This is a genomic window from Aminobacter sp. DSM 101952 (assembly GCF_001424795.1).
GTDB lineage: Bacteria > Pseudomonadota > Alphaproteobacteria > Rhizobiales > Rhizobiaceae > Aminobacter > Aminobacter aganoensis.
This window is the reverse complement of the sequence record NZ_LMCL01000023.1, coordinates 162,362-188,354: the sequence shown is the minus strand read 5'-3', so window position 1 is coordinate 188,354 and position 25,993 is coordinate 162,362. Positions and strand designations below refer to the sequence as shown.

At 64.0% G+C, this 25,993-nt stretch carries 26 protein-coding genes; 12 read left to right on the top strand and 14 right to left on the bottom strand.

Annotated features, from left to right (window positions below; translation table 11 throughout):
- Window positions 1-13: 13 nt before the first annotated feature.
- A complete protein-coding gene (locus tag ASC75_RS14970; RefSeq protein ID WP_055976875.1) occupies window positions 14-319 on the bottom strand; it encodes a ribbon-helix-helix domain-containing protein in 306 nt (101 codons plus the stop codon).
- 203 nt (window positions 320-522) lie between these two features.
- Here ASC75_RS14970 and ASC75_RS14965 point away from each other — a divergent pair, with 203 nt between their 5' ends.
- The 3 genes from ASC75_RS14965 to ASC75_RS14955 all read left to right on the top strand — a co-directional run bounded on the left by ASC75_RS14965 (window position 523) and on the right by ASC75_RS14955 (window position 3,143).
- Complete coding sequence (locus tag ASC75_RS14965; RefSeq protein ID WP_055976872.1) at window positions 523-918, top strand: VOC family protein; 396 nt, start codon at window positions 523-525, stop codon at window positions 916-918.
- 71 nt (window positions 919-989) lie between these two features.
- Window positions 990-1,523 (top strand): twin-arginine translocation pathway signal, encoded by a 534-nt coding sequence (locus ASC75_RS14960; protein WP_055976869.1) that lies wholly within the window; start codon window positions 990-992, stop codon window positions 1,521-1,523.
- A 48-nt stretch (window positions 1,524-1,571) separates the two neighbouring features.
- Window positions 1,572-3,143: a GMC family oxidoreductase gene (locus tag ASC75_RS14955; RefSeq protein ID WP_055976866.1), complete on the top strand. Its 1,572-nt coding sequence runs from the start codon at window positions 1,572-1,574 to the stop codon at window positions 3,141-3,143.
- Window positions 3,144-3,256: 113 nt separating this feature from the next.
- Here ASC75_RS14955 and glnA read toward each other — a convergent pair whose 3' ends face one another.
- Window positions 3,257-4,666, bottom strand: a complete 1,410-nt coding sequence (glnA, locus tag ASC75_RS14950; protein ID WP_055976863.1) for a type I glutamate--ammonia ligase — start codon at window positions 4,664-4,666, stop codon at window positions 3,257-3,259.
- Between the two features lie 50 nt (window positions 4,667-4,716).
- Window positions 4,717-5,055 carry a P-II family nitrogen regulator gene (locus tag ASC75_RS14945; protein WP_055976860.1) on the bottom strand — a complete coding sequence of 113 codons (339 nt, stop codon included), beginning with the start codon at window positions 5,053-5,055 and terminating at the stop codon, window positions 4,717-4,719.
- Window positions 5,056-5,382: 327 nt separating this feature from the next.
- Between ASC75_RS14945 and ASC75_RS14940 the strand changes: the two genes are divergently transcribed.
- Entirely contained in the window at window positions 5,383-6,879 is a 1,497-nt protein-coding gene (locus ASC75_RS14940; RefSeq protein ID WP_055976857.1) for a bifunctional ADP-dependent NAD(P)H-hydrate dehydratase/NAD(P)H-hydrate epimerase, read from the top strand.
- 830 nt (window positions 6,880-7,709) lie between these two features.
- Here ASC75_RS14940 and ASC75_RS14935 read toward each other — a convergent pair.
- Window positions 7,710-8,468, bottom strand: a complete 759-nt coding sequence (locus ASC75_RS14935; protein WP_055976846.1) for an SDR family oxidoreductase — start codon at window positions 8,466-8,468, stop codon at window positions 7,710-7,712.
- 97 nt (window positions 8,469-8,565) lie between these two features.
- Between ASC75_RS14935 and ASC75_RS14930 the strand changes: the two genes are divergently transcribed.
- The gene (locus ASC75_RS14930; protein WP_055976843.1) at window positions 8,566-9,183 is read left to right on the top strand and encodes a TetR/AcrR family transcriptional regulator; all 618 of its coding nucleotides are present in this window, start codon (window positions 8,566-8,568) and stop codon (window positions 9,181-9,183) included.
- Window positions 9,184-9,187: 4 nt separating this feature from the next.
- On the opposite strand, the gene ASC75_RS14925 is transcribed toward ASC75_RS14930, so the two are convergent.
- Window positions 9,188-9,988 carry a DUF72 domain-containing protein gene (locus ASC75_RS14925; protein ID WP_055976841.1) on the bottom strand — a complete coding sequence of 267 codons (801 nt, stop codon included), beginning with the start codon at window positions 9,986-9,988 and terminating at the stop codon, window positions 9,188-9,190.
- A gap of 262 nt (window positions 9,989-10,250) precedes the next feature.
- Between ASC75_RS14925 and ASC75_RS14920 the strand changes: the two genes are divergently transcribed.
- Window positions 10,251-11,264: a hypothetical protein gene (locus ASC75_RS14920; RefSeq protein ID WP_055976838.1), complete on the top strand. Its 1,014-nt coding sequence runs from the start codon at window positions 10,251-10,253 to the stop codon at window positions 11,262-11,264.
- 333 nt (window positions 11,265-11,597) lie between these two features.
- On the top strand, window positions 11,598-12,227 hold the full coding sequence (locus tag ASC75_RS14915; protein ID WP_055977672.1) for an MBL fold metallo-hydrolase: 630 nt from the start codon (window positions 11,598-11,600) through the stop codon (window positions 12,225-12,227).
- Between the two features lie 76 nt (window positions 12,228-12,303).
- Here ASC75_RS14915 and uvrA read toward each other — a convergent pair whose 3' ends face one another.
- Window positions 12,304-15,225, bottom strand: a complete 2,922-nt coding sequence (gene uvrA / locus ASC75_RS14910) for an excinuclease ABC subunit UvrA (protein WP_055976835.1) — start codon at window positions 15,223-15,225, stop codon at window positions 12,304-12,306.
- Between the two features lie 692 nt (window positions 15,226-15,917).
- Window positions 15,918-16,841 carry a DUF6161 domain-containing protein gene (locus ASC75_RS14905; RefSeq protein ID WP_055976831.1) on the bottom strand — a complete coding sequence of 308 codons (924 nt, stop codon included), beginning with the start codon at window positions 16,839-16,841 and terminating at the stop codon, window positions 15,918-15,920.
- A 219-nt stretch (window positions 16,842-17,060) separates the two neighbouring features.
- Here ASC75_RS14905 and ASC75_RS14900 point away from each other — a divergent pair, with 219 nt between their 5' ends.
- From ASC75_RS14900 to ASC75_RS26885, 5 genes are all read left to right on the top strand, one after another.
- A complete protein-coding gene (locus ASC75_RS14900) occupies window positions 17,061-17,801 on the top strand; it encodes an amino acid racemase (protein ID WP_055976828.1) in 741 nt (246 codons plus the stop codon).
- A gap of 3 nt (window positions 17,802-17,804) precedes the next feature.
- Window positions 17,805-18,230: a DUF1801 domain-containing protein gene (locus tag ASC75_RS14895; protein ID WP_055976825.1), complete on the top strand. Its 426-nt coding sequence runs from the start codon at window positions 17,805-17,807 to the stop codon at window positions 18,228-18,230.
- A gap of 1 nt (window position 18,231) precedes the next feature.
- Window positions 18,232-18,591: a phosphatase PAP2 family protein gene (locus tag ASC75_RS14890; RefSeq protein WP_055976822.1), complete on the top strand. Its 360-nt coding sequence runs from the start codon at window positions 18,232-18,234 to the stop codon at window positions 18,589-18,591.
- Window positions 18,592-18,854: 263 nt separating this feature from the next.
- Entirely contained in the window at window positions 18,855-19,433 is a 579-nt protein-coding gene (ssb, locus tag ASC75_RS14885; RefSeq protein ID WP_055976820.1) for a single-stranded DNA-binding protein, read from the top strand.
- A gap of 19 nt (window positions 19,434-19,452) precedes the next feature.
- A complete protein-coding gene (locus ASC75_RS26885; RefSeq protein ID WP_280137963.1) occupies window positions 19,453-19,584 on the top strand; it encodes a hypothetical protein in 132 nt (43 codons plus the stop codon).
- Here ASC75_RS26885 and ASC75_RS14880 read toward each other — a convergent pair.
- The 7 genes from ASC75_RS14880 to ASC75_RS14850 all read right to left on the bottom strand — a co-directional run bounded on the left by ASC75_RS14880 (window position 19,579) and on the right by ASC75_RS14850 (window position 25,958).
- Entirely contained in the window at window positions 19,579-19,890 is a 312-nt protein-coding gene (locus tag ASC75_RS14880) for an iron chelate uptake ABC transporter family permease subunit (RefSeq protein WP_280137968.1), read from the bottom strand. The genes ASC75_RS26885 and ASC75_RS14880 overlap by 6 nt on opposite strands.
- Window positions 19,891-19,966: 76 nt before the next feature.
- The gene (locus ASC75_RS14875; RefSeq protein WP_156381270.1) at window positions 19,967-20,653 is read right to left on the bottom strand and encodes a GntR family transcriptional regulator; all 687 of its coding nucleotides are present in this window, start codon (window positions 20,651-20,653) and stop codon (window positions 19,967-19,969) included.
- A gap of 24 nt (window positions 20,654-20,677) precedes the next feature.
- Entirely contained in the window at window positions 20,678-21,841 is a 1,164-nt protein-coding gene (locus tag ASC75_RS14870) for an alpha/beta hydrolase (RefSeq protein WP_055976811.1), read from the bottom strand.
- 7 nt (window positions 21,842-21,848) lie between these two features.
- Complete coding sequence (locus tag ASC75_RS14865) at window positions 21,849-22,967, bottom strand: oligopeptide/dipeptide ABC transporter ATP-binding protein (protein WP_082496609.1); 1,119 nt, start codon at window positions 22,965-22,967, stop codon at window positions 21,849-21,851.
- On the bottom strand, window positions 22,964-24,085 hold the full coding sequence (locus ASC75_RS14860; RefSeq protein WP_200943463.1) for an ABC transporter ATP-binding protein: 1,122 nt from the start codon (window positions 24,083-24,085) through the stop codon (window positions 22,964-22,966). Before ASC75_RS14860 ends, ASC75_RS14865 begins: the two co-directional genes overlap by 4 nt.
- The gene (locus ASC75_RS14855) at window positions 24,085-24,996 is read right to left on the bottom strand and encodes an ABC transporter permease (RefSeq protein WP_082496608.1); all 912 of its coding nucleotides are present in this window, start codon (window positions 24,994-24,996) and stop codon (window positions 24,085-24,087) included. Before ASC75_RS14855 ends, ASC75_RS14860 begins: the two co-directional genes overlap by 1 nt.
- A complete protein-coding gene (locus ASC75_RS14850; RefSeq protein WP_082496607.1) occupies window positions 24,993-25,958 on the bottom strand; it encodes an ABC transporter permease in 966 nt (321 codons plus the stop codon). The genes ASC75_RS14855 and ASC75_RS14850 overlap by 4 nt, the downstream gene beginning before the upstream one ends.
- Between the last annotated feature and the right edge of the window lie 35 nt (window positions 25,959-25,993).

Below are 25,993 nucleotides of genomic sequence, written 5' to 3'. Positions count from 1 at the left end.
GAGTTAGGCTCGGCTATGCCGCGTAGCGCTTCAGCGCCTCGATCTCTTCGGCGCCCGGCTTGTGGCCGCGCAGATAGAGGGCGCATGTGGTGCGCAGCATGGATGCGAAGTTCGGGATCGTTCCATTGATCTCGATCGCCTCGTCATAAAGCTTGGAAATGAACTTCGGCGTCGTCAGTCCTTGCGAGGCTGCGATCTCGTCGAGCAGGTCCCAGAAGGTAGCCTCCAGCTGGATGCTGGTCGAATGCCCGGCGATCCTGATCGACCGGTTGATCTGGTGATAGCCTTTCGGATCCTGTCCGGCAAATACCCTGCACATATCAATCCTCCCGATGGCTTGCGCGGCGTTTTCGGCACCGGCGCTGGCGTTCGACGCCCATCATCGGCCCAACCGTCCGCTGCCGCAACCTGTACGTCGTCCGTGCCTAGCAAAGTCTGTCTTCGGGGGCGTGGTAACGGGCTGCCACCACTTGGAACTGCACGGATTCATAATCCCCTGGCAAGCAACTGCCAGGAGGACGAATGGCGAAGGCAATACATTCCATGGTGCGCGTGCTCGACGAGACGCGTTCGGTATCCTTCTATCGCACGGCCTTCGGCCTCGAAGTTGCCGACCGCCTCGATTTCGAGACGTTCACCCTTCTCTATCTCAGCAATCCTGAAACCGAATTCGAGGTCGAGCTGACCGTCAACAAGGGTCGGGCCGAGCCCTATGCGCTGGGCGACGGCTACGGCCACCTTGCAGTATCGGTGGACGACCTGGACGCCACGCGCCAGCGGCTGGTTGCGGCCGGCCTGACCCCAAAGGACATCGTCGACTTCGCGCCGGGCGGCAAGCCGCTCGCCCGCTTCTTCTTCATCGAAGACCCCGACGGCTACAAGATCGAGGTCTTGCAGCGGGGAGGCAGGTTCAAGTGAAGCATATGCGGCGAGGGAGAGCGCCGCGCCAGCCAAGCGCCGACGGCGCATCGCAAGCAAGGGAGGAAATCATGGTGACGATCTATCAAGGCAGGTCCGGCCTGTCGCGGCGTGAACTGCTCAAGCGTGGCAGTGCTGCCGGCGCGCTGCTCATCATCAGCGGCTCGGCCGTGCTCAGCACGGGCGAAGCATGGGGGCTTGAGAGCACGGCGCTGAAGCCGGAAACGTTGGCGACGCTGATCCAGATGGCGCGCGACATCTATCCGCACGATCAGGTGCCGGACAAGTTCTATGCCATCGCCATCAAGAGCCACGACGAACAGGCGGGCAAGGATGCGGCGCACAAGGAATTGATCGAGAAAGGCATCGCCGACCTCGACCAGAAGTCGGGTGCCGGCGGCTACACCGGCCTCGGCTGGGAGGACGAGCGCGTGGCCATCCTCCGGCAGATCGAGGAGACACCGTTCTTCCAGGCGATCCGCGGTGGGCTCGTCGTCGGCCTCTACAACCAGAAGGAGGTGTGGCCGATCTTCGGTTACGAGGGCGAGTCCTACTCCAAGGGCGGATACATCGCGCGCGGTTTCGACGACATCGAGTGGCTCTGATCGGCCGGTTGTCGCGAACAGCCTTTTCAGCATTCCCGGGAGGAAAACATGCCTGCACCCTACGATCTCAACGACGACAGCGTCGTCGTCATCATCGGCTCCGGAGCCGGCGGCGGCACGCTTGGCAACGAACTCGCCCAAAAGGGCATCGATGTCGTCATTCTCGAAGCCGGCCCGCGCATCGAATATGACGAATTCATCAACGACGAATGGGACTCTTTCGGCCAGCTTGCCTGGCTGGACAACCGCACGACTGGCGGCGGCTGGCGGGTCCACAAGGACTTCCCCAACCTGCCGGCCTGGATCGTCAAGGCCGTGGGCGGCACGACCACGCACTGGGCCGGCGCGTCGCTGCGTTTCCAGGAGCATGAATTCAAGACGCTGACCAACTACGGCAAGGTCGAGGGCGCCAACCTGCTCGACTGGCCGATTACGCTTGCCGATCTCGAGCCCTATTACGCCAAGGCCGAGGACAAGATGGGTGTCACCCGCACCAACGACATCGAGGGCCTGCCAGGCAACAACAATTTCAAGGTGTTCAAGGCCGGGGCCGACAAGCTCGGCTACAAGGAATGCCACACCGGCAGGATGGCGATCAATTCGGCCGAACGCGACGGCCGCATGGGCTGCCAGCAGACCGGGTTCTGCTTCCAGGGCTGCAAGTGGGGGGCCAAGTGGTCGACCCTCTATACCGAAATCCCCAAGGGCGAGACGACGGGCAAGCTGGAGGTCAGGCCCAGCAGCCATGTGCTCAAGATCGAGCACGACGACAGCGGCAAGGTGACCAGCGTCGTCTATGCCGACAAGGACGGCAAGACCCAGAGCCAGAAGGCGCGCATCGTCTGCGTCGCCGGCAATTCGATCGAAAGCCCGCGGCTGCTGCTCAACTCGGCGTCGTCGAAATTTCCGGACGGGCTGGCGAATTCGTCGGGGCAGGTGGGCAAGAACTACATGCGCCACACCACCGGGTCGGTCTATGCCATCTTCGACAAGCCCGTGCATTTCTGGCGCGGCACGACCATGGCCGGCATCGTACGGGATGAAGCCAGGCACGACCCGTCGCGCGGTTTCGTCGGCGGCTACGAGCTCGAAACACTGGCGCTCGGACTGCCGTTCATGGCGGCGTTCCTCGATCCCGGTGGCTGGGGCCGTTCGTTCACCACCGCGCTCGACCACTACGACAAGATGGCGGGCATGTGGATCGTCGGCGAAGACATGCCGCAGGAGCAGAACGCCGTGAAGCTGCATGGCGAACTGAAGGACAAGTACGGCATGCCGATCCCCGATGTCTGGTTCACCGACCATCCCAACGACGTCGCCATGCGCAACCACGCCTACAAGCAGGGCATGGCGATGTACGACGCCGTCGGCGCCACTCGTTCGTTCCCGACGCCGCCCTATCCGTCGACGCACAACCTGGGCACCAACCGGATGAGCGAAAAGGCATCCGACGGCGTGGTCAACAAATGGGGCCAGACGCACGACATCAAGAACCTGTTCGTCTCCGACGGCAGCCAGTTCACCACGGGCGGCGCGGAAAACCCGACGCTCACCATCGTGGCGCTGGCGATCCGGCAGGCCGACTACATCTCCGAGCAGATGAGCGCCAAAAGCATCTGACGGGTCGTTCGGCTACGCATCCTCCGCAGCAGTCCGGCATTTACCGGATTGCTGCCCCGCCAAACAAAAAAGCCCCGGATCGCTCCGGGGCTTTTTTCTTTGTTTCTCTGGTCTTAGACCGAGTAGTACATGTCGTACTCGACCGGATGGGGGGTCATTTCGAAGCGCATGACCTCGGCCATCTTCAGCTCGATGAAGCTGTCGATCTGGTCGTCGTCGAAGACGCCGCCGGCCTTGAGGAAGCCGCGGTCCTTGTCGAGGCTCTGGAGCGCTTCGCGCAAGCTGCCGCAGACGGTCGGGATCTTCTTGAGTTCCTTCGCCGGCAGGTCATAGAGATCCTTGTCCATCGGCTGGCCGGGGTGGATCTTGTTCTTGATGCCGTCGAGGCCGGCCATCAGCAGCGCGGCGAAGCAGAGGTAGGGGTTCGCGCCCGGGTCGGGGAAGCGGACCTCGACGCGCTTGGACTTCGGCGAGTTGCCGAAGGGAATGCGGCAGGAGGCCGAGCGGTTGCGCGCGGAGTAGGCGAGCAGCACCGGTGCCTCATAGCCCGGGACCAGGCGCTTGTAGGAGTTGGTCAGCGGGTTGGTGAAGGCATTGATCGCCTTGGCGTGCTTGATGACGCCGCCGATGAAATAGAGGCAGTTTTCCGACAGGCCGGCATATTCGTTGCCGGCGAAGGTTGGCTTGCCATTCTTCCAGATCGACAGGTGGACGTGCATGCCCGAGCCGTTGTCGCCGAAGATCGGCTTCGGCATGAAGGTGGCCGTCTTGCCATAGGCATTGGCGACCTGGTGCACGACGTACTTGTAGATCAGCATCTTGTCGGCGTTGCGGACGAGCGTGTCGAACTTGATGCCGAGTTCGTGCTGGGCGGCAGCCACCTCGTGGTGGTGCTTTTCGACGCGCACGCCCATCTCGGACAGCACGGTCAGCATCTCGGAGCGCATGTCCTGGCAGCTGTCGATCGGCGGGACCGGGAAATAGCCGCCCTTGACGCGCGGACGGTGGCCGAGGTTGCCGGTCTCATAGTCGGTGTCGTCGTTCGAGGGCAGTTCGGTCGAATCGAGCTTGAAGCCGGTGTTGTAGGGGTCGGCCTTGTACTTGACGTCGTCGAAGACGAAGAATTCGGCTTCCGGGCCGACGAAGACGGTGTCGCCGATGCCTTCGGCCTTGAGATAGGCCTCTGCCTTCTTGGCGATGCCGCGCGGGTCGCGGTTGTAGGCCTCGCCCGAAACCGGATCGAGAATGTCGCACAGGATGACCATGGTCGACTGGGCGAAGAACGGGTCCATGTGGACCGTGTCCATGTCGGGCATCAGCACCATGTCGGATTCGTTGATCGCCTTCCAGCCGGCGATGGAGGAGCCGTCGAACATGACGCCGTCGGCGAACATGTCTTCCTCGACCTCGGCGATGTCCATGGTGACGTGGTGGAGCTTGCCCTTGGGGTCGGTGAAGCGCAGGTCAACGAACTTAACGTCGTTGTCCTTGATCTGCTTCATGATGTCTTTGGCTGTCGTCATGTGATGGTTCCCTGTCTGATGACGTTAGGACGAGAAGAAATTTCGAAGGGTCAGATGGCGTCGACGCCGGTCTCGCCCGTGCGGATGCGGACGACTTCCTCGATGTTGGAGACGAAGATCTTGCCATCGCCGATGCGGCCGGTCTGGGCGGCCTTGCGGATCGCCTCGATGGCGGCCTCGACCGACTCGTCGCCGAGCACGACCTCGATCTTCACCTTGGGCAGGAAGTCGACGACATATTCGGCGCCGCGGTACAGTTCGGTATGGCCCTTCTGGCGGCCGAAACCCTTGGCTTCGGTGACCGTGATGCCTTGCAGGCCGGCCTCCTGGAGCGCCTCCTTCACTTCGTCGAGCTTGAACGGCTTGATGATCGCTTCGATCTTTTTCATGCGAATACTGGCCTCCACTGCCGTAACTCAGGGGTAATGCACCCACTCGCGCCTATCTCAAGCACGAAGCGTGCCAAGTCTAGTGGCTGCGACAAGTTTGACCAGTTTGCCCTGGTGGCTGCCACGGAACGCAGGTTCCACAGCCGGTTTTGCCCTGTCGCACGAAGATCGCCCAAAATTTCAGCGTCCTCCGCCTTAAACCTATGCACAAAAAAGCGGCATGATGCTCATAATTTGTACCTGTTGCGCATTGCTGCATCCTTGTTTCGGCCGGGCGCGGCGGCGTGCTAATTCTCGGATCGATGCTGGATTCTCGCGGACACCGCCATGGCGTTTGAACTGCTGACACCTGACGAAATGGCCGAGGCCGACCGGCTGACGATCGGCGCGGGTCCGGTCGACGGCATCGGGCTGATGCGGCGGGCCGGGGGCGCGATCACCGATGTGGTGCTGTCCCGGTTTCCATCCGTGCATCCGGTCCTTGTGCTGTGCGGGCCGGGCAACAATGGCGGCGACGGTTATGTCGTGGCACGCCTGCTGCGCGAAAGCGGCGTCGTCGTCAGGCTTTTCGCGACATCGGCGCCGCGCGCCGGCAGCGATGCCGCGCTTGCGGCGGCGGAGTGCCCGGTCGCGGTCGAGCCATTGTCCGCCTTCGCGCCCGAAACGGGTTCGCTCGTCGTCGATGCGCTCTACGGCGCCGGGCTTTCCAAGCCGCTTGCCGGCGATGTGCTGGCGGCGGTGGCGCGGACTGCCGATGCTGGTGTGCCGGTGGTCGCAGTGGACCTGCCGTCGGGCGTGTCGGGCAGGTCGGGCGAGGTGCCGGGCGGTGCCTTCAAGGCGGTGATAACTGTAACCTTTGCCCGCAAGAAGCCCGGTCACCTGCTGTTTCCCGGGCGGACGCATTGCGGCGAGATCATTGTCGCCGACATCGGTATTTCCGACGCGACGGTGGCGGCAACAGGCACGCGATGCCTCGAAAACGACCCGGCATGGTGGCGGGCGCTGTTCCCGTCGCCGGCCAATGACGCCCACAAATACAGCCGCGGCCATGTCGGCGTCTTTTCCGGTGGCATCGCGGCCACCGGGGCGGCGCGGCTGTCGGCGATGGCTGCGGCACGGGCAGGGGCGGGCGCGGTGACGGTGTTGTCGCCGGGGGCTGCGCTGGCGGCCAACGCGGCGCATCTCACCTCGATCATTCTCCGGCGTTGCGACGGTCTCGACGATGCGATTGCCTTCCTCGACGAGCGCAAGCCCGCCGTTCTGGTCCATGGCCCGGGACTGAGCCCGGAGCCCGAGGTCGGCCGTTTGGCGCTGGAGCTCATGGGGCATGCATCCGGACGCTTTGGCGCGTTGGTGCTCGATGCCGACGGCATCACTTCGATGGCGCGGCAGCGGGCCGCGTTCTTCGAGGCGCGTAGGCGGTCGGGGCCCGCACTGGTGCTGACGCCGCATCATGGCGAGTTCGGTCGGCTGTTTTCCGACATCGCCGCCGACACGTCGCTGTCGAAGCTCGAGCGGGCGCTGGCTGCTGCGGCCAAGGCAAATGCCGTCATCGTCTACAAGGGCCCCGACACGGTGATCGCCGCACCCGACGGGCGCGCCGCGATCAACGGCAACGGCACGCCGCTGCTGGCCACCGCCGGTTCTGGCGACGTGCTGTCGGGCATCGTCGCAGCACTCTTGGCGCAGTCCATGCCGCCGTTCGAGGCGGCCTGCGCTGCCGTGTGGATGCATGCCGAGGCGGCGCGACGCTTCGGGCCGGGGCTCATCGCCGAGGATCTGCCGCTGGCGCTCAGGGAGGTGGTGGCGGGATTGAGCGGGTGACTTTTGTCTTCTCTTGGGGGCTCGCGCCGTGCCCGTCATCCCATCCTTCGACAGGCTCAGGATGAGGGCTGCGCTTAGGCTCAGGATGAGGGGCTCAGGAAGAGGGGCTCAAGATGAGGAGGCTCAGGATGAGGGCTGTGCCCAAGATGGTGTTGAGCCCAGGACGTAGAGGTTTGCGCTGCCGCTCATCCCCCTGCCGGGACCTTCTCCCCGTGAACGGGGAGAAGAGGCCAAGTTTCTTCACCGCCACGCCCCGTTTCCGGTCTGGCCATTGTCATCCCTCGACAAGCTCATCCTTCGACAAGGGAAGCGGGGCGCGAGGCCGTGCCTTCCGATAGTTTAGTAATGGCGCGACGTCCGCGCCCCGCCGGCGATTTCTGTTCCCGTCCGTTCCGCTTCCGGGAGCCGGGGCATTGGCGCCCTTGCTCACCCTAGCGCATCGTCCAGCGCACCCGGGCCGTAGTGCCCGAAGGGGAACCCTTGGACGGAACCTCCCCGGACCGCGAGCCACGTTAGCCCACGAGCGGAGGCGCCGGTTCCTCCCCGCATGCCGCCGTCGCGACCGGCGTTCCCGCGGGAGGAACTGGCATGGATTGTAGGGGAGGGTTTGAGGGGTGTGGAAAAAGGAGGTCGGCTATCCACGCGGATTGCTGACAAGGTTCCTGACAAATTGGGGGGCGAGCTTTGCCGAGCCGATCCTTGGCGTCGCGATCCCTCCGGGACCGCCACCTGCCGATCACCGAACGATGGCGACCGCTCTTGCCGTCGCAGCGAAGACAAGTGGGGAACACATTTCCCCGCTTGTCTCGCCGAAACGCGCCCCGAAAACCTCAGGCGTTGGTGCCGCCGTCGATGGTGAGTGCGGCGCCGGTGACGAAGCGGCCCTGGGGACCGGCGAGCCAGGCGACGAGGCCGGCGATGTCGTCGGGGGAGCCGAAGCGCGGGATGGCCATGAGGTTGCGCTGGTGGTCGGCGCCGTCGCCGTGGGCCGGGTTCATGTCGGTTTCGGTCGAGCCGGGATGAACGACATTGACGGTGATGCCGCGCGGTCCGAGGTCGCGTGCCAGCCCCCTGGTCAGGCCGACGAGGGCTGCCTTGCTGGCCGAATAGAGGCCGATGCCTTCAAAGGGAACCCGGTCGGCGAGATTGCTGCCGATGGAGATGATGCGGCCGCCCTCGGGCATAACAGCGGCAGCCGCGCGCGCGGCGACGAACGGGGCGCGGAAGTTGACCGACATGACCTCGTCGAGCTGGGCGAGCGTGACCGTGTCGATGGTGCCGGCGTGCCAGATGCCGGCACTGTTGACCAGGATGTCGAGCCGGCCGAGCGACGCGACCGTTTCGGCGACGGCCGCCTCGACGGCCTCGGCATCGATATTGTCGGCCTGGATCGCGATTGCCCGGCGGCCGGAAGCCTCGACTTCGGCAACGACGTCCAGGGCCTTTTCGGCCGAGCGGGCATAGGTCAGCGCGACATCGGCACCTGCCGACGCCAGGTGCCGGACGATGGCGGCGCCGATGCCGCGGCTGCCGCCGGTGACCAGGGCGACCTTGCCGTGGAGAGGATTTTGGGTGGACGTGGAGGACATGTTTTCATCTTTCTGTAGTGACCGATATATAATTGGTTGCACTCTTGCCCGATGCGGTCAAGGGATTTATGTATCGGTCATGACAGAAAGGAATTCGATGTCTGGAAAGGGACGTCCGCGCAGCTTCGACCGCGATGAGGCATTGCGGCAGGCGATGCTGCTATTCTGGCAGAAGGGCTATGACGGCGCGTCTCTGGCGGAGCTGACGGCAGCCATGGGCATCAATTCGCCCAGTCTTTATGCTGCTTTCGGCTGCAAGGAGGCGTTGTTTCGCGAGGCGGTGGACCTCTACAGCGCCACCGAGGGCATCGATATCTGGGGCGCCTTCAACAGGCCGGGCAGCGTGAAGCAGGCGGTCGCCGATTTCCTGCGTGCTTCGGCCAGGGCGTTCAGCGAGCCCGGCGATCCCAGGGGCTGCCTGATCGTGCTCGGTGCGCTCAATGCCAGCGAGACCAATCGCGAGGTGTTCAACGACCTGAGCGCCCGCAGGCTGGCAGGCGCGCGGCAACTGGAGGAGCGGCTGAAGGCGGCGGCCGAAGAGGGCGAACTGCCGGCGGCGGCCGACCCCGCCGGTCTCGCCGCCTTCATCATTGCCGTCCAGCAAGGCATGTCGGTGCAGGCGCGCGACGGTGTCGGGCGCGAAGCGCTGCTGGCCGTCGCCGACGGCGCCATGGCGGCCTGGGACGCGCTGACAGGCCGCAGTCCCGCGGCCTGACCGCCTAGCCGTTGACCTGCTTCATCAGCGCCATGGCGCCGAAGGGGGCGCGGACCTTGCCTTCGGTGATGAAGTAGACGAACACGTCGCGCGGCTTGACCGGCGCCTCGACCGAGGGATCGGCGCGCGGCAGATCGGCCGGCACGCCGCCGGCGGCGAAGGTCTTTGCCCTGGCGGCCCATTCGTCCAGTCCCTTCGGCGTGTAGCAATCGGGATTCTCGTCGCTGCCGGTCTGCAGCCTGAGATAGACGAAGTCGCCGGTGACGTCGGCAATTGCCGGGTAGGTGGCGTGGTCGGCGTAGACGATCGTCGCGTTGTGCTTGCGCGCCAACTGGACGAATTCGGGCACGGCAAAGCTTGGATTGCGCACTTCCAGCGCATGGCGCAGCGTGATGCCGTCCTGCTTTTCCGGCAAAAGCTCGAGGAACGCCTCGAAATCGTCTGCGTCGAACTTCTTGGTCGGCGCGAACTGCCACAGGATCGGGCCGAGTTTTTGGCCGAGGGCGGCGATGCCCTGGGTGACGAAACGCTGGACCGACTCGCCTGCCTCGGCGAGCACGCGGCGGTTGGTGACGAAGCGGTTGCCCTTGAGCGAGAAGACGAAATCGTCGGGCGTCTCGCTTGCCCATTTGAGGAAGGTGGGTTCCTTGAAGCCGGAGTAATAGGTGCCGTTGACCTCTATGGACGGTACCTGCGTGCCGGCAAATTGCAGTTGCTTCGTCTTGGACAGCTTGTCGGGATAGAAGGTGCCTTCCCAGGGCTCGAACGTCCAGCCGCCCATGCCGGCGCGGATTTTTCCACTCATCGCTCAACCCTTTGATGTCATTGCGCGTCATTTCTAGCCGAACAGGCCGGAGCGGCAAAGCCGCCAAGGCGGGCTGCCGGAACCATACTGACATGAAGCCGTGCCCGGCAGGGTTCGGCCGCGCCCGCCGACGGTAGCCCGCTTTACACTTTGTTCGACAGTCGTCGGCTAGAACATCTCATACAAACGCAAACATAATGACGGGCCGGTCATGTCGACGCTGCAGCAACCGCAAGCTCATTCCTTGGCTGGACCGGCGCGCATGGGGCTGATCGCCGCGGCGGCTACGATTCTAGTTTCGCTGGTCGCTTATGATCTTGCGATCAACGACCGCGACCTGCTGGCCAAGGATCGCGTCGACTGGTCGATGTTCGGGCTGGTCCGGCCGGTCGCGGCATTCGTCTCGGCCTTCCTGCTGGTTGCGGCACTGCTGCCGAAGCCGGCCCTGGCACGGCCGCTGATCGACGGCCAGGCGCCGCTGCTGCTCGGGGCGGCGTATCTGATGGCCGCTGCCCTGCTGGTTGCCACGGCGACGGTGGCGGTGATGCCCAGGATCCTGAACGAGACGGTGCGGGAGGGGCAGGTGCTCAGCATCCTGACCGAAGTGGCGTTCGTGCTTGCATTGTCGGCCCTGGGCGCTGCCGCGTGGCGCGATCGCGGCGATCGCGCCCGGGTTCTCGGCCTGCCGCGCCAGGCCGTGCATGCGGCGCTGATCCTGGTTGTCTTCCTCATCCTGATGGAGGAGATGTCGTGGGGGCAGCACTGGGTTGGCTGGACCGCCGGGCCGATGTTCGAAGGCAACGCCCAGAACGAAACGAACCTGCACAATTTCGCCACCTACCGGTTCGAGGCGGCCTATTACTCGGCTGCGTTCCTGCTGTTCGTCGTGCTGCCGATGGCCTGGCCGGCGCATGTCGGACCGCTCCTGAAGACGGCGGAGGGGTTCGTTCCGCCACGGCTGTTTGCGCTCGCCGGCCTGCCGCTGGCCGGGTTGCTGTTCGAAGAGTGGAACGTCGTGCCCTACCAGCTCTGGTTCTTCATGGGCACGCTGATCGGTATCAGGCTGGCGCTCGACCTTTGGGGGACGCCGGCGCCGTTCCGGGTTGCGGGGCTTGCCATGGCGATCCTTTTGCCGCTGTCGCAACTGGTCTTCGTGTTCGGCGGACACCGGATGGCCGATGGCTACGAATTGTCCGAGATTCGCGAGTTCCTGATCGCCTGCCTGATAGGCGCATATGGCCTGTGGCTGTTTCGCCGCGCGGCCACGGCGGGGTAGACAGGAGCCTGGCGCTGCGCAACCAGAATCGGCGACGGCGATATCGTGCCTCCTCGCGCGCCAAGGCGATGCCGGTCGATCGACCTCTCGCATCGAGCTCGCCGGGGATTCTGGTTCATGCGCACTTCAAAAATCGATTGCAAAAGCGATTTTTGATCCTATTCTGAAACCAGTTTTATAATGCAATCAGTTTTGCGTCGGCGTGAGCAAAGTGGCAGGCCAAGCGCGTTCGGAATGGACCATGACTGGCGCGCCAAGCCCACTCTTTTCCCGCCGGTGATCGCGGACATGCGGGCCTGCAGGCAGCGTGCAAATGTCGAAGGAGATGAGAAGATGAGCGCCCATGCCTCCATCACCATCACGCCAATCCTCGTTGCCGAACTGAGCGTCGAAGGCGAGAGCATGCCGGTCTATGTGCACGTCATCGACCATCCCGATGCGCGGATACTGGTCGACACCGGCATGACGGAGCTGCACCCGGCAGTGGTCGCCGCTTTCGACCCTCGCCTCTATCCACTGAGCAAGCAGGACTTCGACCTCGACGGCATCGATATCGTCATCAACACACACCTGCACGCCGACCATTGCGGCGGCAACCACCTCTTCGCCGGCAAGCCGTTCTACGTCCAGCGGCGTGAACTCGAAGACGCGCACAGCGATGAGAACGAATACCCCATTCGTGAGTGGGTCGATGCACCCGGCGTGCAGTATGTGCCGGTCGACGGAGAACTCGAGCTGCTTCCCGGGCTCCGGCTCGTCCCGGCGCCGGGCCATACAGCCGGCATGCAAGTGGTCGTCGTCGAGACTGGCGGGCGCCCGGTCGTCATTGGCGGCGACGTCGCGGTCTGGTTCGGCGAGCTTGACGAGCCGCGCAGCGAAGGCCAGTTGCGGGTGCTCGCGCTCGACCCCGAACTGGTCTGGCTCGCGCACGAGCACGAGCCCTGGCGACCCCAGACGACATAAGGCCGGCCCCGTCTGGGCTGGCAGGCAAGATGAGACCACGCCCTGGCGCAAGCCGTAAGGCGCGCCGCGCCGATTGCTACTCCGCCGCCTCGCGCTTGCCTCCGGGCCGGCGCTCCAGCAATTCCCTCAGGAACTGGCCGGTGTAGCTGCGCGGTTCGGCGACGATATCTTCGGGGCGGCCGGACGCCACCAGTTCGCCGCCGCCATCGCCGCCCTCGGGGCCGAGGTCGAGGACCCAGTCGGCGGTTTTGATGACCTCGAGATTGTGCTCGATGACGACGACCGTGTTGCCCTGGTCGACCAACTCGTGCAGCACCTCGAGCAGCTTGGCGACGTCGTGGAAATGCAGGCCGGTTGTCGGCTCGTCGAGGATGTAGAGCGTCTTGCCGGTGGCCTTGCGCGACAGTTCCTTGGCGAGCTTGATGCGCTGGGCCTCGCCGCCCGACAGCGTGTTGGCCTGCTGGCCGATGTGGATGTAGCCGAGGCCGACCTGGTTGAGCGTCATCAGCTTGTCGCGCACGACGGGAACGGCGGCGAAGAACTCGACGCCTTCCTCGACTGTCATGTCGAGCACGTCGGCGATCGACTTGCCCTTGAACAGCACGTCGAGGGTTTCGCGGTTGTAGCGCTTGCCGTGGCAGACGTCGCAGGTGACGTAGACGTCGGGCAGGAAGTGCATCTCGATCTTGATGACGCCGTCGCCCTGGCAGGCTTCGCAGCGGCCGCCCTTGACGTTGAAGGAGAAGCGGCCCGGCTGGTAACCGCGCGCCTTGGCCTCGGGCAGGCCGGCGAACCAGTCGCGGATCGGCGTGAAGGCGCCGGTGTAGGTCGCAGGGTTCGAGCGCGGCGTGCGGCCGATGGGCGACTGGTCGATGTCGATGACCTTGTCGAGGAATTCGAGGCCCTCGATGCGGTCGTGCTCGGCCGGGTGCTCGCGCGAGCCCATGATGCGGCGCGACGCGGCCTTGAACAGCGTCTCGATGAGGAAGGTCGACTTGCCGCCGCCCGACACGCCGGTGACGGCGGTGAAGGTGCCGAGCGGGATCTCGGCGCTGACATTCTTGAGGTTGTTGCCGCGCGCGCCCACAACCTTGATGCGCTTGTTCTTCTTCAACTCGCGGCGCTGGGCGGGGATGGCGATCTCGAGCTCTCCCGACAGGTACTTGCCGGTGATCGAGTTCGGATTGGCCATGACCTGCTGCGGCGTGCCTTCGGCGATGATCTCGCCGCCATGGATGCCGGCGGCGGGGCCCATGTCGACGACATAGTCGGCGGTGAGAACCGCGTCCTCGTCATGCTCGACGACGATGACGGTATTGCCGATGTCCCTGAGGTGGCGCAGCGTGTCGAGCAGGCGGGCGTTGTCGCGCTGATGCAGGCCAATGGACGGCTCGTCGAGCACGTAGAGCACGCCGGTGAGGCCCGAGCCGATCTGCGAGGCCAGCCTGATGCGCTGGCTTTCGCCGCCCGACAACGTGCCGGAGTTGCGCGACAGCGTGAGATACTCGAGGCCGACATCGTTGAGGAAGCGCAGGCGCTCGCGGATTTCCTTGAGCACTCGGACGGCGATCTCGTTCTGCTTGTCGTTGAGCAGGGCCGGCAGTTCCTCGAACCAGGCATTGGCCTTGCGGATCGACTGCTCGGTGACCTCGCCGATATGCTTGCCGCCGACCTTGACGGCGAGCGACTCCGGCTTGAGGCGATAGCCTGAACAGGCCGGGCAGGGCGTCGCCGACATGAAGCGCTCGATCTCCTCGCGCATCCAGGCGGATTCGGTTTCCTTCCAGCGGCGCTCGAGATTGGGGATCACGCCCTCGAAGGTCTTGGTCGTCTTGTAGGAGCGCAGGCCGTCGTCATAGTTGAAGGTGATTTCCTTGGTGCCGGTGCCGCGCAGGATGGCTTCCTGCGCCTCGGCAGGAAGGTCGCGCCAGCGGTCGCCGAGCTTGAAGCCGTATACCTTGCCGAGGGCTTCCAGCGTCTGGGTGTAATAGGGTGAGGTCGACTTGGCCCACGGCGCCACCGCGCCCTCGCGCAATGAAACATGGTCTTCCGGCACGATCAGCAGCGGATCGATGGCGCGCTGGTTGCCCAAGCCGTCGCAGGCCGGGCAGGCGCCGAACGGGTTGTTGAACGAGAACAGACGCGGCTCGATCTCGGGAATGGTGAAGCCAGAGACGGGACAGGCGAATTTTTCCGAGAACAGAATGCGTTCGTGGGTTTCGTTCGCGCTCTTGTTGACCGAGTCAGCGCCGGTCAGGCTGGCGTCGAGCGGCTTGTCGGCGAATTCGGCGACGGCGAGGCCCTCGGCGAGCTTGAGCGCGGTTTCCATCGAATCCGCAAGGCGCGTGGCGAGGTCCGGGCGAACGACGATGCGGTCGACGACGACGTCGATGTCGTGCTTGTATTTCTTGTCGAGGGCCGGTGCGTCGCCGATCTCGTAGAAGGCGCCGTCGATCTTGACGCGCTGGAAACCCTTCTTCTGGAGCTCGGCGAGTTCCTTCTTGTACTCGCCCTTGCGACCGCGGACGATGGGGGCGAGGATGAACAGGCGGGTGCCTTCGTCGAGCGCCAGCACGCGGTCGACCATCTGCGATACCGTCTGGCTCTCGATCGGCAGGCCGGTGGCCGGCGAATAGGGCACGCCGACGCGCGCGAACAGCAGGCGCATGTAGTCGTAGATCTCGGTGACGGTGCCGACCGTCGAACGCGGGTTGCGCGAGGTCGTCTTCTGCTCGATCGAGATCGCCGGCGACAGGCCGTCGATCTGGTCGACGTCGGGCTTCTGCATCATCTCGAGGAACTGGCGGGCATAGGCCGACAGGCTCTCGACATAACGGCGCTGGCCCTCGGCATAGATGGTGTCGAAGGCGAGCGACGACTTGCCCGAGCCGGACAGGCCGGTCATGACAATCAGCTTGTCGCGCGGCAGGTCGAGATCGACGTTCTTGAGATTGTGTTCGCGCGCACCGCGAATGGAAATGTACTTGTGATCGGCCATTGCCGCGCCGCCGCCTCAAATCTGGAATTGCCCGGAGTGGCGGGTTTGCCCGACCATTCCCTCATGTAGGTATTTTCGCCGCCCGGTCGAGAGGCAGCGCGATACACCCCGCCCTGCGTTTAAGCGCCTTTGGCGGGCAGGGGCAAGTGAAAAGAACAAAGGCCGAACGGGCTCCTGACAACGGTATGGCAGGAGCCATGCCGGAAACGTGGCGGACGAAAGCCGCGCTTCGATCACATTTTTCGCCTCTAACAATGTTGTGGTTGACGTAGCGGAATCAGGGATGCAAACTCCTGAAGTCGCCTGAGGCCGAGCCTCCTTGAGGGCTCCTCACCATGCTACGGTCGGTCTGCGAGACGCCGCAGACACGCGAGTTGAGCAGCAGGCGTACAATTGGCGCAACTGACGAAGGAGCTAGGCATGACTCCACCGGACAGCCCCAAAGGGTTCCGCTAAAAAAGACGGAACCGCGGCAGGCGCAGGTGCCAGGCTTTCCCTTGTGAAACGCCCCGCAAACCGTGATCTGGCGATCCCCTACAATCTGAGACCATGGTCGGATCCGTGGCCCTGAGCCACTAAGAGTCCGAGAGAGCAAAGCCGGTAAACCACTCCCGGCAGTCAAGGGTACAACCCGACAACAAGGCCCCGTGCGCTCCTGGGAGCGGCGGGGCCATATTTTTGGCGCCCAGACGTCAGCTTCTGGTCGTTGGCACATTCAACCTGATGATGTCTGTCAGATTGGGCGGCTCGATAGCCTCGGGCCCATGGCCGGGTGTCCGCCTGAACAGGGCCTCCAGGATGAGAGGCCGATCCGCCTTCACAGCGGCGTCTTGCTCGACCAGATGAAGATAGGTTTCGAGCATAGTGTTGCGTTGCATGGCATCATCCATCAACAGCAGCGAGCGCATGTTGAAGCGGACCACGATGCGGATAAGCCAGATGTAGAGCGCCACCGGGAGCGTCACGAGCACGAGTCGGCTGACGGCTGAAATCAAGGTGGCTGTTTCGGATGTGCTTGGAGATAAATCGGCGAAGACGGCGTCGCCGACCGAACGGAAAAAGGTGAAAACCGCGTCCGCCTTCCAGACGACAACGGCAGGGACAATGACCAGCAGCAAAGCAAGCGCAATCCAGGATATCGCGTATGCCTTACGCGCCCTTCGCGCGCTATCGCCCCAAAGTTGACGGGCATTTTGGAGCTTCTGGTTTTCGTCGAAAGACGCCTTCAAACCCTCCAGCGCGGCGACCGGATCTTCGATCGTGGTCACCAGATCTGCCGTCTTGCCGTGCCAGTACGCTAGGTTCGTCTCGATAGAACGCAAACCCGAGATCAGGCTACTTTTCCTTCTTTCCGCAGCGGTCATATCTATCCGAAACTTCGAATAGGCGTCAGTCAGTTTGGCGCGGGTGTAGGCATCGAGCACTGCCTCAAAGTACCTAAAAGTGTCGTTCGGCTTCCTTTTTTCGAGTGCAGCTTCTCTGAAATAGGTGAACGCCATTTCGCTAAGATTGGTTGGGTCAGGTGGCAAGCCCGCTGACATAAAGCCCTCAATGCGCTCCAACAGCGGGTCCATTCCCAGTTCGGACTGTTCGAGCCGCGTCTTGTTGTCGACCATCGCTGCCTCCCCGCTTCGAATTGCTGACGAAGCTGGCGCATAGTCTAAGCGCAGATGAGAGCGCAGGAACGTCCGCTGTGGCTCTTCCACCAGAAAATTCCGGAAGTAGTCGAAGAATGGCAGGGGTTGGTGGTTCTCACGGTAATTGACGCTTGCTGATACGTTGCTAGTCTCCCATTGCCGAATTGGAGTACGTCGTTACTGACCTCGGGGAGGGCAATGATTGTGCGCCAGACACAACTCATCGGCTTGATCGGGGGCATGAGCTGGGAATCCAGCGCGCTCTATTATCGCCTGATCAACGAGGCCGCGCATCGCCGGCTCGGCGGGCATCACAATGCGCGGTCGCTGATGTTCACGCTCGATTTCGACGAGTTGAACGACCTTGCCGCCGGGGGCGAGTGGGAGCGGGTTGCCGAGGTGATCATCACGGCGGCGCGGCATATCGAGGCGGGAGGTGCTGCTTTCGCCATGCTGACGGCGGTGACGGCGCATTATGTCGCCGACAAGGTTGCCGCCGCCATCAGGATCCCGCTTCTGCACATCGCCGACCCGGCCGGGCGGACATTGCAGGCGGCCGGGCACAAGCGGGTGGGGCTGCTGGGCACGCGCTACACGATGGAGCTGGGTTTTTTCGGCGAAAGGCTGGAGAGACAGTTCGGCATCGAGGTGCTGGTGCCGCCTGAGGACGAGCGCACGGCGTTGCACCGCATCATCATCGACGAGTTGACACTCGGCGTGGCGAAGCCGGAGTCCAGGGCAGTGCTGCTGCACCTGGCGAAGGGGCTGCAGGCCCGGGGTGCCGGGGCAGTGGTTTCGGCCTGCACCGAGCTGCCGTTGCTGCTTGCCATGGAGGATTATCCGGTGCCTGCCTATGACGTGGTCAAGCTGCATGCCGAAGCCGCGGTCGACCTGGCGCTTGGCGACGGGTCATCGCCATCGCACGAGGATCGGGGCTGACACATGGCGCCACCACCCGTGCCGAGGACGATCATCGAGGCGCTTTCGCGCCATCCTGAGGCGGTGCAGGCCCGGCTGCTCGACATCCGCGGCCTGATCTTCGAGGTGGCGGCGGAAACCGCCGGCGTCGGCCCGCTGACCGAAACGCTCAAATGGGGCGAGCCGGCTTACCTGACGGAGGCCAGCGGCAGCGGCTCGACCGTGAGGCTGGGCGTGGCAAGATCCTTTCCCGGCAAATGCGCGGTGTTCTTCAACTGCAATACGACGCTTCTCGAGACCTTCCGCTCGCATGTGGGCGGCGAGCTGGAATTCGAAGGCAACAGGGCGGTGATCGTGCCCGCTGAGGCGGCCATTCCGAAGGCTGTTCTCGCATCTTGCCTGCGTGCGGCGCTGACATATCACCAGCGGAAAGCCGGCCCCCGGCCATAGAATGGCAGGTCGCGGCGCGGCAAGAACGTTGGTCCGTCAGGGGTGGTCTACTGGTTGCAGGCAGTTCGTGCAGTGCTGCGTCAGTGCCTGCCAGCAAAATTGCTCCTTCGTCTCGGGAGAGGCGTCCGCCATCGCCTGTCTCGCCTGTCTCTTGCCGCTCTGCTCGCAGCAGGCCAGGGGGATGCTCATCCTGCCGATCGGGTTGATCATCGTCACGGCGAGCATGCTGCGCGTCGCATTCGGCCGCCACTTCTTTTCCGACGTCGTCCTTGGGGCGCTTTTGACGCTGGTCGTGTTCTGCCTCCTGGCCTGGGCCTGCGAATATCTGGCACGCGGCAGCCGGGCGTTGAGCCCGAGATAGCCAGCGACGCTTGGGCCAGGGCGGCGCGCTTGCCCGCAAGGTCAGGGGCGGGCGATCGGGGCATCGACGGCGGCTGGTCTCCTTCCCGCACGGCCCGCTTGCCAAATCGAGCCAAACGCTATAGAACAAAATAGGAACAAAAATGACTTGTGGACTGCACGAGGAATTCCGCCCACAGGGGGCGCGGGCGGACGGTGCAATGGGCTAGTGTGCGCCCTCACATTTTCCTGGAATTTGGTTTCGGACGAGCGCGGAGCGGTGTCATGGCAGGTAGCGTCAACAAGGTCATTCTGGTCGGCAATCTGGGTGCGGACCCTGAAATCCGTCGGCTCAATTCGGGCGAGCCGGTCGTCAACCTGCGCATCGCGACCTCGGAAAGCTGGCGCGACAAGAACTCGGGCGAGCGTAAGGAAAAGACCGAGTGGCACCAGGTCGTCATCTTCAACGACAACCTGGCCAAGGTCGCCGAGCAATATCTGAAGAAGGGCATGAAGGTTTACATCGAGGGCCAGCTCCAGACCCGCAAATGGGAAAAGGACGGCATCGAGCGCTACACCACCGAAATCGTGCTGCAGAAATTCCGTGGCGAGCTGCAGATGCTCGACGCACGCGGCCAGGGCGGTGATGCAGGCTATGGTGGCGGCCAGGTCGGCTATGGCGGCGGCCAGGGTGGCGGCGGCTACGGTGGCGGCGGACGCGGTTCCGACTTCGGCCAGTCGAGCCCGACCGACAGCTATGGCGGCGGTCGTGGCGGCTCGGGCGGTGGTGGCCGCGGTGGCCAGGGCGGCGGTGGAGCGGGCGGTGGCGGCTCGCGCGACCTCGACGACGAAATTCCGTTCTGATCCCTGTGTGAAGCGGGTGATGGACTTTGCGTTGCTTGAACGCGCCGACGTGCATGCCGCCTATGCAGACAACAAGGTCGGCGTGATCCTCGGAACGCAAAACTCACTTATGGTGGAGGGTGATGTCGCGCTTCTCGGAGCAGCGTCATAACCAGGAAGTCTTCGCACGCAGAAGCAGGACGATGAACAGTGGCGCGCCGATGACGCTCGTGACGATGCCGAGCGGCGGTTCCATCGAGCTGGCGGCCCTGGCGATATCGTCGACCATGAGCACGAACAGGGCTCCCGCGACCATCTTCACGGGGAGCATGCGATCAAAGCTGGGGCCAACGAGCATACGGGCCATGTCGGAAATGACGAGCCCGACCCAGCCGACAATGCCTGAGATGCTGACCGCCGCTCCGGTCATCAACGTCGCCGACAACACCAGCGGCATGCCGACGCTCACGACATTGATGCCGAGATCGCCAACGATGCCTCTTCAGCTTCGTTGCTTTCTCCCTTAGCGACCCCAACCGTGTTGATGCACCGGATCAAGTCGCGGTTTCGGGTTCGTACGTCCAGTCGACATCGGCGCCACGCGTCGAACGGTTGAGGCCGATTCGTCGGTAGTTGGCCCGCGATGCGAGCAGATGCGACGCCATCGCCGCCTTGGCCCATTCCGCGTCACGCACGCCGAAGGCGTCCAGTACCTCGCCGTGCTGGCGGTTGCTGCGGATCAGTTCTTCCCGCGTCCAGTTGTTGAAGGTCGGGCTGACCACGGGCTTTCGGGCTACCAGGTTTACCAGTTCGGCAAAGACCGCACTGTCGCCCTGCGCCCAGATGACCCGATGAAATCTCGCGTTCAGGTCGCGGTAGCGTCGCCGGTCGGGTTCCGAGGAGTGGACGACCTCGTCCATTTCCCCATGCAGTTGGGCGAGGTTGTCGAGGAAGGCCTGGGTCATCCGCTCCATCGCCATGCCGACGGCGATCGGCTCGAGTGCGGCGCGTGCCGTGAAGATGTGTATGACCTCGTTGGGGTCGAGATCGACCACCACCGCCCTGCGGTAGGCCTCGCGGCGTATCACGCCCTCCGCTTGCAGGCGGCGCATCGCTTCCCGGATCGGCGTGCGGCTGACGCCCAGGCGGACGGCCAACTCGCTTTCGGGCAGGACGTCGCCGCCCAGATAGGCGCCCTCTGCGATCAGCGCCCGGATCTTGCCGTAGATGTCTTCAGCCATGAACTGCACCACCTCGACAGGAACTTATCCCAGCCCTTTGGCCCGCACCCAGTCGGATACAATCCTGGTCGCCGAAGCAAGTTCTGCAGGCTGGTTTACGAAATAGTGGTTCGCACCTTCAACCATTTTTTGTTCGCGATCGCTGGAGCCGACGGCGGCGAAGATGCGTGTGGTATGCGGCTGCGGTACGGCGTCGTCGGCGCCGCATTCCAGCGCCAGGAAAGGCACTGTCACGCCGCGCGCCGTCACGAGGGAGTCGGCGCGGCTGTGATGCGGCGACCATTGCGACAGCCAACTCCGCAATGTCGACACCCGGCCCAAGCCTACCGGTCCCGAATTCACGGTTTCAGGATTGCCAAGATAGGTCCATCCAGGCTTGCGGCCGTTCGGATCGATCGTGGGGTCGAGAAAGCGGGGATCGGCCATGGTACGATGGGTGACGAAGACCCGCTCGACCTCCCCGCCGCCACGCCGGCGCAAGGTATCGAGCGTCTCCAGCACCCTGTCGGTGATGCGCGCCATGCGCGCCCGCTGGGCGGCGCGATACCGGGCGACGAACTCGCCGGGAAAAGGCTCGTCACGGCTCTTCATCGCCGGAGCATAGAGATCAAGTCCGGTGTCCCTGTCGTCGGGGTTGTCCTCATTGCGCACCGAGCCGTCCAGCCACTCGGTCAGCAGCAGGGCGCGCGATGAATGGGCGGCGAGACTGACGACGCCGTCGGCCGCAATCAGCCCGGCGCCCTTCACGTCCACCGGATCACCGGCCGGGGTCTCGGTGATCGTCGGTCTCTCGGCCTGCGACTGGTAGAGCATGGTCAGCGAGCCGCCACCGCTCCAACCGCAGAGCACGATCTTCTCGTATCCCCATTCCTCCTTCGCGGCCCGTATCCACGCGCCAAGGTCGAGCAGTACGTTCTCCATGATGAGGGCGGTATCGTTGCGCTGGTAGCGGCTGCCGGCGCACAGCACGTGGTGCCCCGCACCAGCCAAGGCCCGCGGCAGCGGAAGGAGTTGCAGGGTGGAAGCCGGATGCATGAAGATCAGCAACGTCCTGGATGGGGAGCCGGGGCGGATCAATATCCCTTCCAGATGCGTCAACCCCTGCGAACCGCTGAAGCCATAGGTCTCGGTGAAGGCCCGGTTCGCTGCGAAGGCGACATGTTTCCAGTCGAAAATCAGTTCGGTCATCGGGGTCTCAACTGCTTGCTTGTGCGAGGGTGCCGGCATCGGTCACCTCGGTGATGCGGCCCCATTCCGGGCGTTGAAGGTCGGGAAACCGTTTTGCACCTTCACTTCCGTAGATGTGGCAACGGACCCGCTGGCCAGCCGGATGTTGTCCCAGCTCGGGTTCGACCGCGCGGCAGAGATCGGCGACATACGGGCAACGCGACGAAAACCGGCAGCCTTGGGGTACGTTCATTGGTGAAGGGACGTCGCCCCGAATTTCAGCGCGCCCTGCCGTGTCGCCCGGGTCCATCCGCGGGATCGCCGCCATCAACCTTTGCGTATATGGATGCAGTGGCGCGGAGAGGATGTCTTCGGCCTTGCCCTCTTCCACGATGCGGCCGAGATACATCACCGCGACATGGTCGCAGATATAGCCCACCGTCGCGATGTCATGGGAAATGTACAGGATCGCCAATCCAAGCTTGCGCGAGAGCTCGTCCAGCAGTTCCAGCACGGATGCCTGGATGGACACGTCGAGCATGGACACCGGTTCGTCCGCGACGATGAAGGTCGGCTCGAGCACCAGGGCGCGCGCAATGGCAACGCGCTGTCGCTGTCCGCCGGACAGGTCGGAAGGGTATCTGTCGATGTTGTCCACCGCCGGGATGCGTACGAGATCGAGCGCGCGCACGACGCGTTCACGGCGTTCGGCTGCATTGCCGATGCCGTGGATCACCAGGGGCTCCTCGATGACCTGGCCAATGGTCAGGCGTGGGTTCAGCGAGGAGTAGGGGTCCTGGAAGATGATCTGCGCCTGACGGCGGTAGTCCTTCAGCCTGCGCCCTTCCGCCCTGGTGATGTCGTCGTCGAGATAGAGAATTCGGCCGTCGGTCGGCTGGTACATGCGTACCAATGACATGCCGAGCGTGGACTTGCCGCAGCCGGATTCGCCAACGAGCCCGACGATTTCGCCTTTCCGAATGCGAAGATCGACGCCGTCGAGCGCCTTCGCGGTGGGCGGCTTCACGCCGGCCAGCGCGCTGAAGATGCCGCTCCGGCCCTGAAAATGGGTCTTCAGGTCGCGTGCCTCGACGATGGGCCTGGCATCGGGGTCGATGGCCGGGCGACTGGTGTGAAGATCGCTCATGCGCCGGCTCCCAAGTTGCGCCAGGTTTCAGGTCGCGCCGCGGCCTCGCGGAATTCGGGCGCACGATCGATGTAGTGGCAGGCGGCCGACTGTGCGCCGACAGTGGTGACGGCGGGCGCTTCGATGTGGCAGCGCTCGGTCGCGAAAGGGCAACGCCCCGCAAAGCGGCACCCCGGCGGCGGCCGCAGCAGGTTGGGCACGATCCCCGGTATCGAGATCAGCGCCTGGCGCGGCTGCCCCTTGACGGGCAAGCGGGGAAAGGCGTTCTGCAGACCCATGGTGTAGGGGTGCAACGGGCGGGCCAGCACGTCCGTCGTCGGTCCCTTCTCGGCCACCTTGCCGGCATACATGACCACCGTGTTCTCGCAGGTTTCCGCCACCACGGCGATGTCGTGCGTGACGAGGATCATGGAGCGGCGCATATGCTCGTGAATGCCGCGGATACGCGACATGATCTGCGACTGCATGATCGGGTCGAGCGCCGTCGTCGGCTCGTCGGCCAACAGCATTCCGGCGTTCAGCGCCAGCGCCATGGCGATGACGGTGCGTTGCCGCATGCCGCCCGAGAACTGGTGCGGAAAATCGTGGAGCCGCGAGGCAGGCAGGCCGACGAGTGCGAACATTTCCTCGGCACGGGCCCAGGCCGTCGCCCTCGATACGCTCTCATGTGCCTGGATCGCCTCGCAAATCTGGTCGCCGATGCAATAGACGGGGTCGAGCGAGTTCATGGCGCTTTGCGTTATCAGCGAGATCTTTGTCCAGCGGACGTCCTGAAGCGCGCGTTCGGACAGCCCGAGAATTTCCTGTCCGTCGAGCAACGCCTGTCCCGAGACCTTCGTGCCATCCGGCTGCAGTCCGATCAAAGCCTTGATCACCGTGCTCTTGCCGCAACCGGACTCGCCGACAAGGCCGAGATTGGTCCCGGGCTTCACCTCGAAACTGACGTCGTCGACGGCGTGGAAGGGGCCGCGCGCAGTCGAGTAAGCGATGGACAGGTTCTCGACGCGAAGGTGCGCCGCCGGCTTGGCGGCGAGCCTGTCGTTCAGCGTCGCCAATGCCTGCATCGTTGCGGGCGAAGCGGTCCGGTTTTCCGGCGTTGCGAGGGATGTCGAAGTCATCAGCGCCTCCGGAGCCGGGGATTGGTCTGTTCCTCATAGGCGCGGCCGATGAGGTACAGCGAGGAAACCAGCAGCACCAATGCCAAGGACGGGGGAATGACCCACCACCATGCGGTCCGCAGATTGCCGGACGAAAAGGCGGTGTTGAGCATCTGGCCCCAACTGATGACGGTTGGATCGCCAAGGCCGAGGAAAGACAGGCTGGCTTCCGTCAGCACGGCGAAGGCAACCGACATCGTCACCCAGAGGAAGATGACGCGGACGATGTTCGGCAAGATGTGGCGCATTATGATGTGAAGGTGCGAGGCCCCGGCCGCCCGCGCCCATTTCACGTACACGCGCTCACGCTCTGTGAGCACCGCCGAGCGGATGATGCGCGCACCGTTGCGCCAGAAAAGTATGGTGATGACGAGGATGATGTTCTCGACGCTGGGGCCGAGCAACGCCACCGCGACGATCGAGAAGGGAAGGGTGGGGATCGACAGGGCGACATCGGTGATGCGCATCAGCACGTCATCGACATAGCCGCCGAAGTAGCCCGAAACGACGCCAAAGATCGTCGAGATCAGACCGACCGCCACTGCCGCAACCAGCCCCACCAGCAGCGCCACGCGAAAGCCGTGGAGGAACTGGCTGAGCACGTCGTTGCCGAACGACGTGGTTCCGAGCAGGTGCGCGGACGAGGGTGGCGCAAGCCGATTGAGGCGGCCGCTTTCGGTCATCATCGCCTTGAAGGGCTCGTATGGCGAGATCCATGGCGCGCTGATCGCGATGACGACGAAAAGCAGCAGCACCGCGAGTCCGACCACGGCGAAGCTGTCGGTGGTGAGAAGGCGCAGCGACTGGCCCATTGCGCCCAACAGGCTGCGCCCCCTGATTGCCGCGGCGTCGGGGGAAGAAGGCTGGTTCATTTGTAGACCACGCGCGGATCGAGTTTGCCATAGACGAGGTCGGCAGCGAGATTCGCCAGCACGATCATCACGGCCAGCAGGAAGAAGGCGGCCTGAGCCACCGGGTAATCCTGCCGGGTGACGGCCAGCACCAGTTCGCGCCCCACACCCGGCCATGAGAAGACGATCTCGATGACCACGATCCCGGCGATGGTTTCGGCGAGTGCGGGAAAAAGCCATGTGATGAGGGGCAGCATCGAATTGCGCGCCGCGTGCCACGCTACGCGGCCCTGCGACACGCCCTTGGCGCGGACCAGTTCGATGTAGTCTTCGGTACGGTTCTCCACCACGCCTGAGCGCATGAGAAGCAGGTTCTCGGGCATGAAATAGATGATGACGGCGATCAGCGGCAGGGCCAGGTGATGCAGGAAGTCGAGCGTGAAGTAGCGGGCAAAGCCCACGTTCTGTCCTGGGTCGCCCATGCCGAATCCGGGGAACCAGCCGAGCGTACTGGAGAAGACGGTCAGGAGCGCGATGCCGATGACGAAGTTGGGCACGCCGCGGATTACGGTGGCCAGAAAAATGCCGGTCCGCTCAAGCTTGCCGCCGCGCCTGGCCCAGCCGACCGCCGTGCCGATCGCCGCGCCGAGGGCTGCCCCGAGAAGGAGCCCGGGAACCGCGATCCAAAGCGTGTTGATGATCAGCGGGGTCAGCACTTCCCACACCGGCTTGCGGTAGAGGAACGACGAGCCGAAGTCGCCCACCAGAAGGTTGCCGAGATAGGCGACGTACTGGTCCCAAAGCGAGCCGGTCAGGCCCCACTGCTCCAGAAGTGCGTTGCGGGCCTCATCGGACAGTCCGCGTTCCAGCAGGATGGCCGTGGGATCGGCGGGCATCACGCGGAACATGAAGAACATGATGGTGGTGACGGCCCAGATGACCAACACGCTTTGGGCAAGTCGGCGGAGAATATAGGCGCGCATGGCAGGCTCCAGTCGCTTCGGGCTGGCAGGTCTCG

Excerpts from the sequence above, each read along its gene's own strand:
- ASC75_RS14970 (WP_055976875.1), bottom strand. The coding sequence starts at position 319 with ATGTGCAGGGTATTTGCCGGACAGGATCCGAAAGGCTATCACCAGATC.
- ASC75_RS14965 (WP_055976872.1), top strand. The coding sequence starts at position 523 with ATGGCGAAGGCAATACATTCCATGGTGCGCGTGCTCGACGAGACGCGT.
- ASC75_RS14960 (WP_055976869.1), top strand. The coding sequence starts at position 990 with ATGGTGACGATCTATCAAGGCAGGTCCGGCCTGTCGCGGCGTGAACTG.
- ASC75_RS14955 (WP_055976866.1), top strand. The coding sequence starts at position 1,572 with ATGCCTGCACCCTACGATCTCAACGACGACAGCGTCGTCGTCATCATC.
- glnA (WP_055976863.1), bottom strand. The coding sequence starts at position 4,666 with ATGACGACAGCCAAAGACATCATGAAGCAGATCAAGGACAACGACGTT.
- ASC75_RS14945 (WP_055976860.1), bottom strand. The coding sequence starts at position 5,055 with ATGAAAAAGATCGAAGCGATCATCAAGCCGTTCAAGCTCGACGAAGTG.
- ASC75_RS14940 (WP_055976857.1), top strand. The coding sequence starts at position 5,383 with ATGGCGTTTGAACTGCTGACACCTGACGAAATGGCCGAGGCCGACCGG.
- ASC75_RS14935 (WP_055976846.1), bottom strand. The coding sequence starts at position 8,468 with ATGTCCTCCACGTCCACCCAAAATCCTCTCCACGGCAAGGTCGCCCTG.
- ASC75_RS14930 (WP_055976843.1), top strand. The coding sequence starts at position 8,566 with ATGTCTGGAAAGGGACGTCCGCGCAGCTTCGACCGCGATGAGGCATTG.
- ASC75_RS14925 (WP_055976841.1), bottom strand. The coding sequence starts at position 9,988 with ATGAGTGGAAAAATCCGCGCCGGCATGGGCGGCTGGACGTTCGAGCCC.
- ASC75_RS14920 (WP_055976838.1), top strand. The coding sequence starts at position 10,251 with ATGGGGCTGATCGCCGCGGCGGCTACGATTCTAGTTTCGCTGGTCGCT.
- ASC75_RS14915 (WP_055977672.1), top strand. The coding sequence starts at position 11,598 with ATGAGCGCCCATGCCTCCATCACCATCACGCCAATCCTCGTTGCCGAA.
- uvrA (WP_055976835.1), bottom strand. The coding sequence starts at position 15,225 with ATGGCCGATCACAAGTACATTTCCATTCGCGGTGCGCGCGAACACAAT.
- ASC75_RS14905 (WP_055976831.1), bottom strand. The coding sequence starts at position 16,841 with ATGGTCGACAACAAGACGCGGCTCGAACAGTCCGAACTGGGAATGGAC.
- ASC75_RS14900 (WP_055976828.1), top strand. The coding sequence starts at position 17,061 with ATGATTGTGCGCCAGACACAACTCATCGGCTTGATCGGGGGCATGAGC.
- ASC75_RS14895 (WP_055976825.1), top strand. The coding sequence starts at position 17,805 with ATGGCGCCACCACCCGTGCCGAGGACGATCATCGAGGCGCTTTCGCGC.
- ASC75_RS14890 (WP_055976822.1), top strand. The coding sequence starts at position 18,232 with ATGGCAGGTCGCGGCGCGGCAAGAACGTTGGTCCGTCAGGGGTGGTCT.
- ssb (WP_055976820.1), top strand. The coding sequence starts at position 18,855 with ATGGCAGGTAGCGTCAACAAGGTCATTCTGGTCGGCAATCTGGGTGCG.
- ASC75_RS26885 (WP_280137963.1), top strand. The coding sequence starts at position 19,453 with ATGGACTTTGCGTTGCTTGAACGCGCCGACGTGCATGCCGCCTATGCA.
- ASC75_RS14875 (WP_156381270.1), bottom strand. The coding sequence starts at position 20,653 with ATGGCTGAAGACATCTACGGCAAGATCCGGGCGCTGATCGCAGAGGGC.
- ASC75_RS14870 (WP_055976811.1), bottom strand. The coding sequence starts at position 21,841 with ATGACCGAACTGATTTTCGACTGGAAACATGTCGCCTTCGCAGCGAAC.
- ASC75_RS14865 (WP_082496609.1), bottom strand. The coding sequence starts at position 22,967 with ATGAGCGATCTTCACACCAGTCGCCCGGCCATCGACCCCGATGCCAGG.
- ASC75_RS14860 (WP_200943463.1), bottom strand. The coding sequence starts at position 24,085 with ATGACTTCGACATCCCTCGCAACGCCGGAAAACCGGACCGCTTCGCCC.
- ASC75_RS14855 (WP_082496608.1), bottom strand. The coding sequence starts at position 24,996 with ATGAACCAGCCTTCTTCCCCCGACGCCGCGGCAATCAGGGGGCGCAGC.
- ASC75_RS14850 (WP_082496607.1), bottom strand. The coding sequence starts at position 25,958 with ATGCGCGCCTATATTCTCCGCCGACTTGCCCAAAGCGTGTTGGTCATC.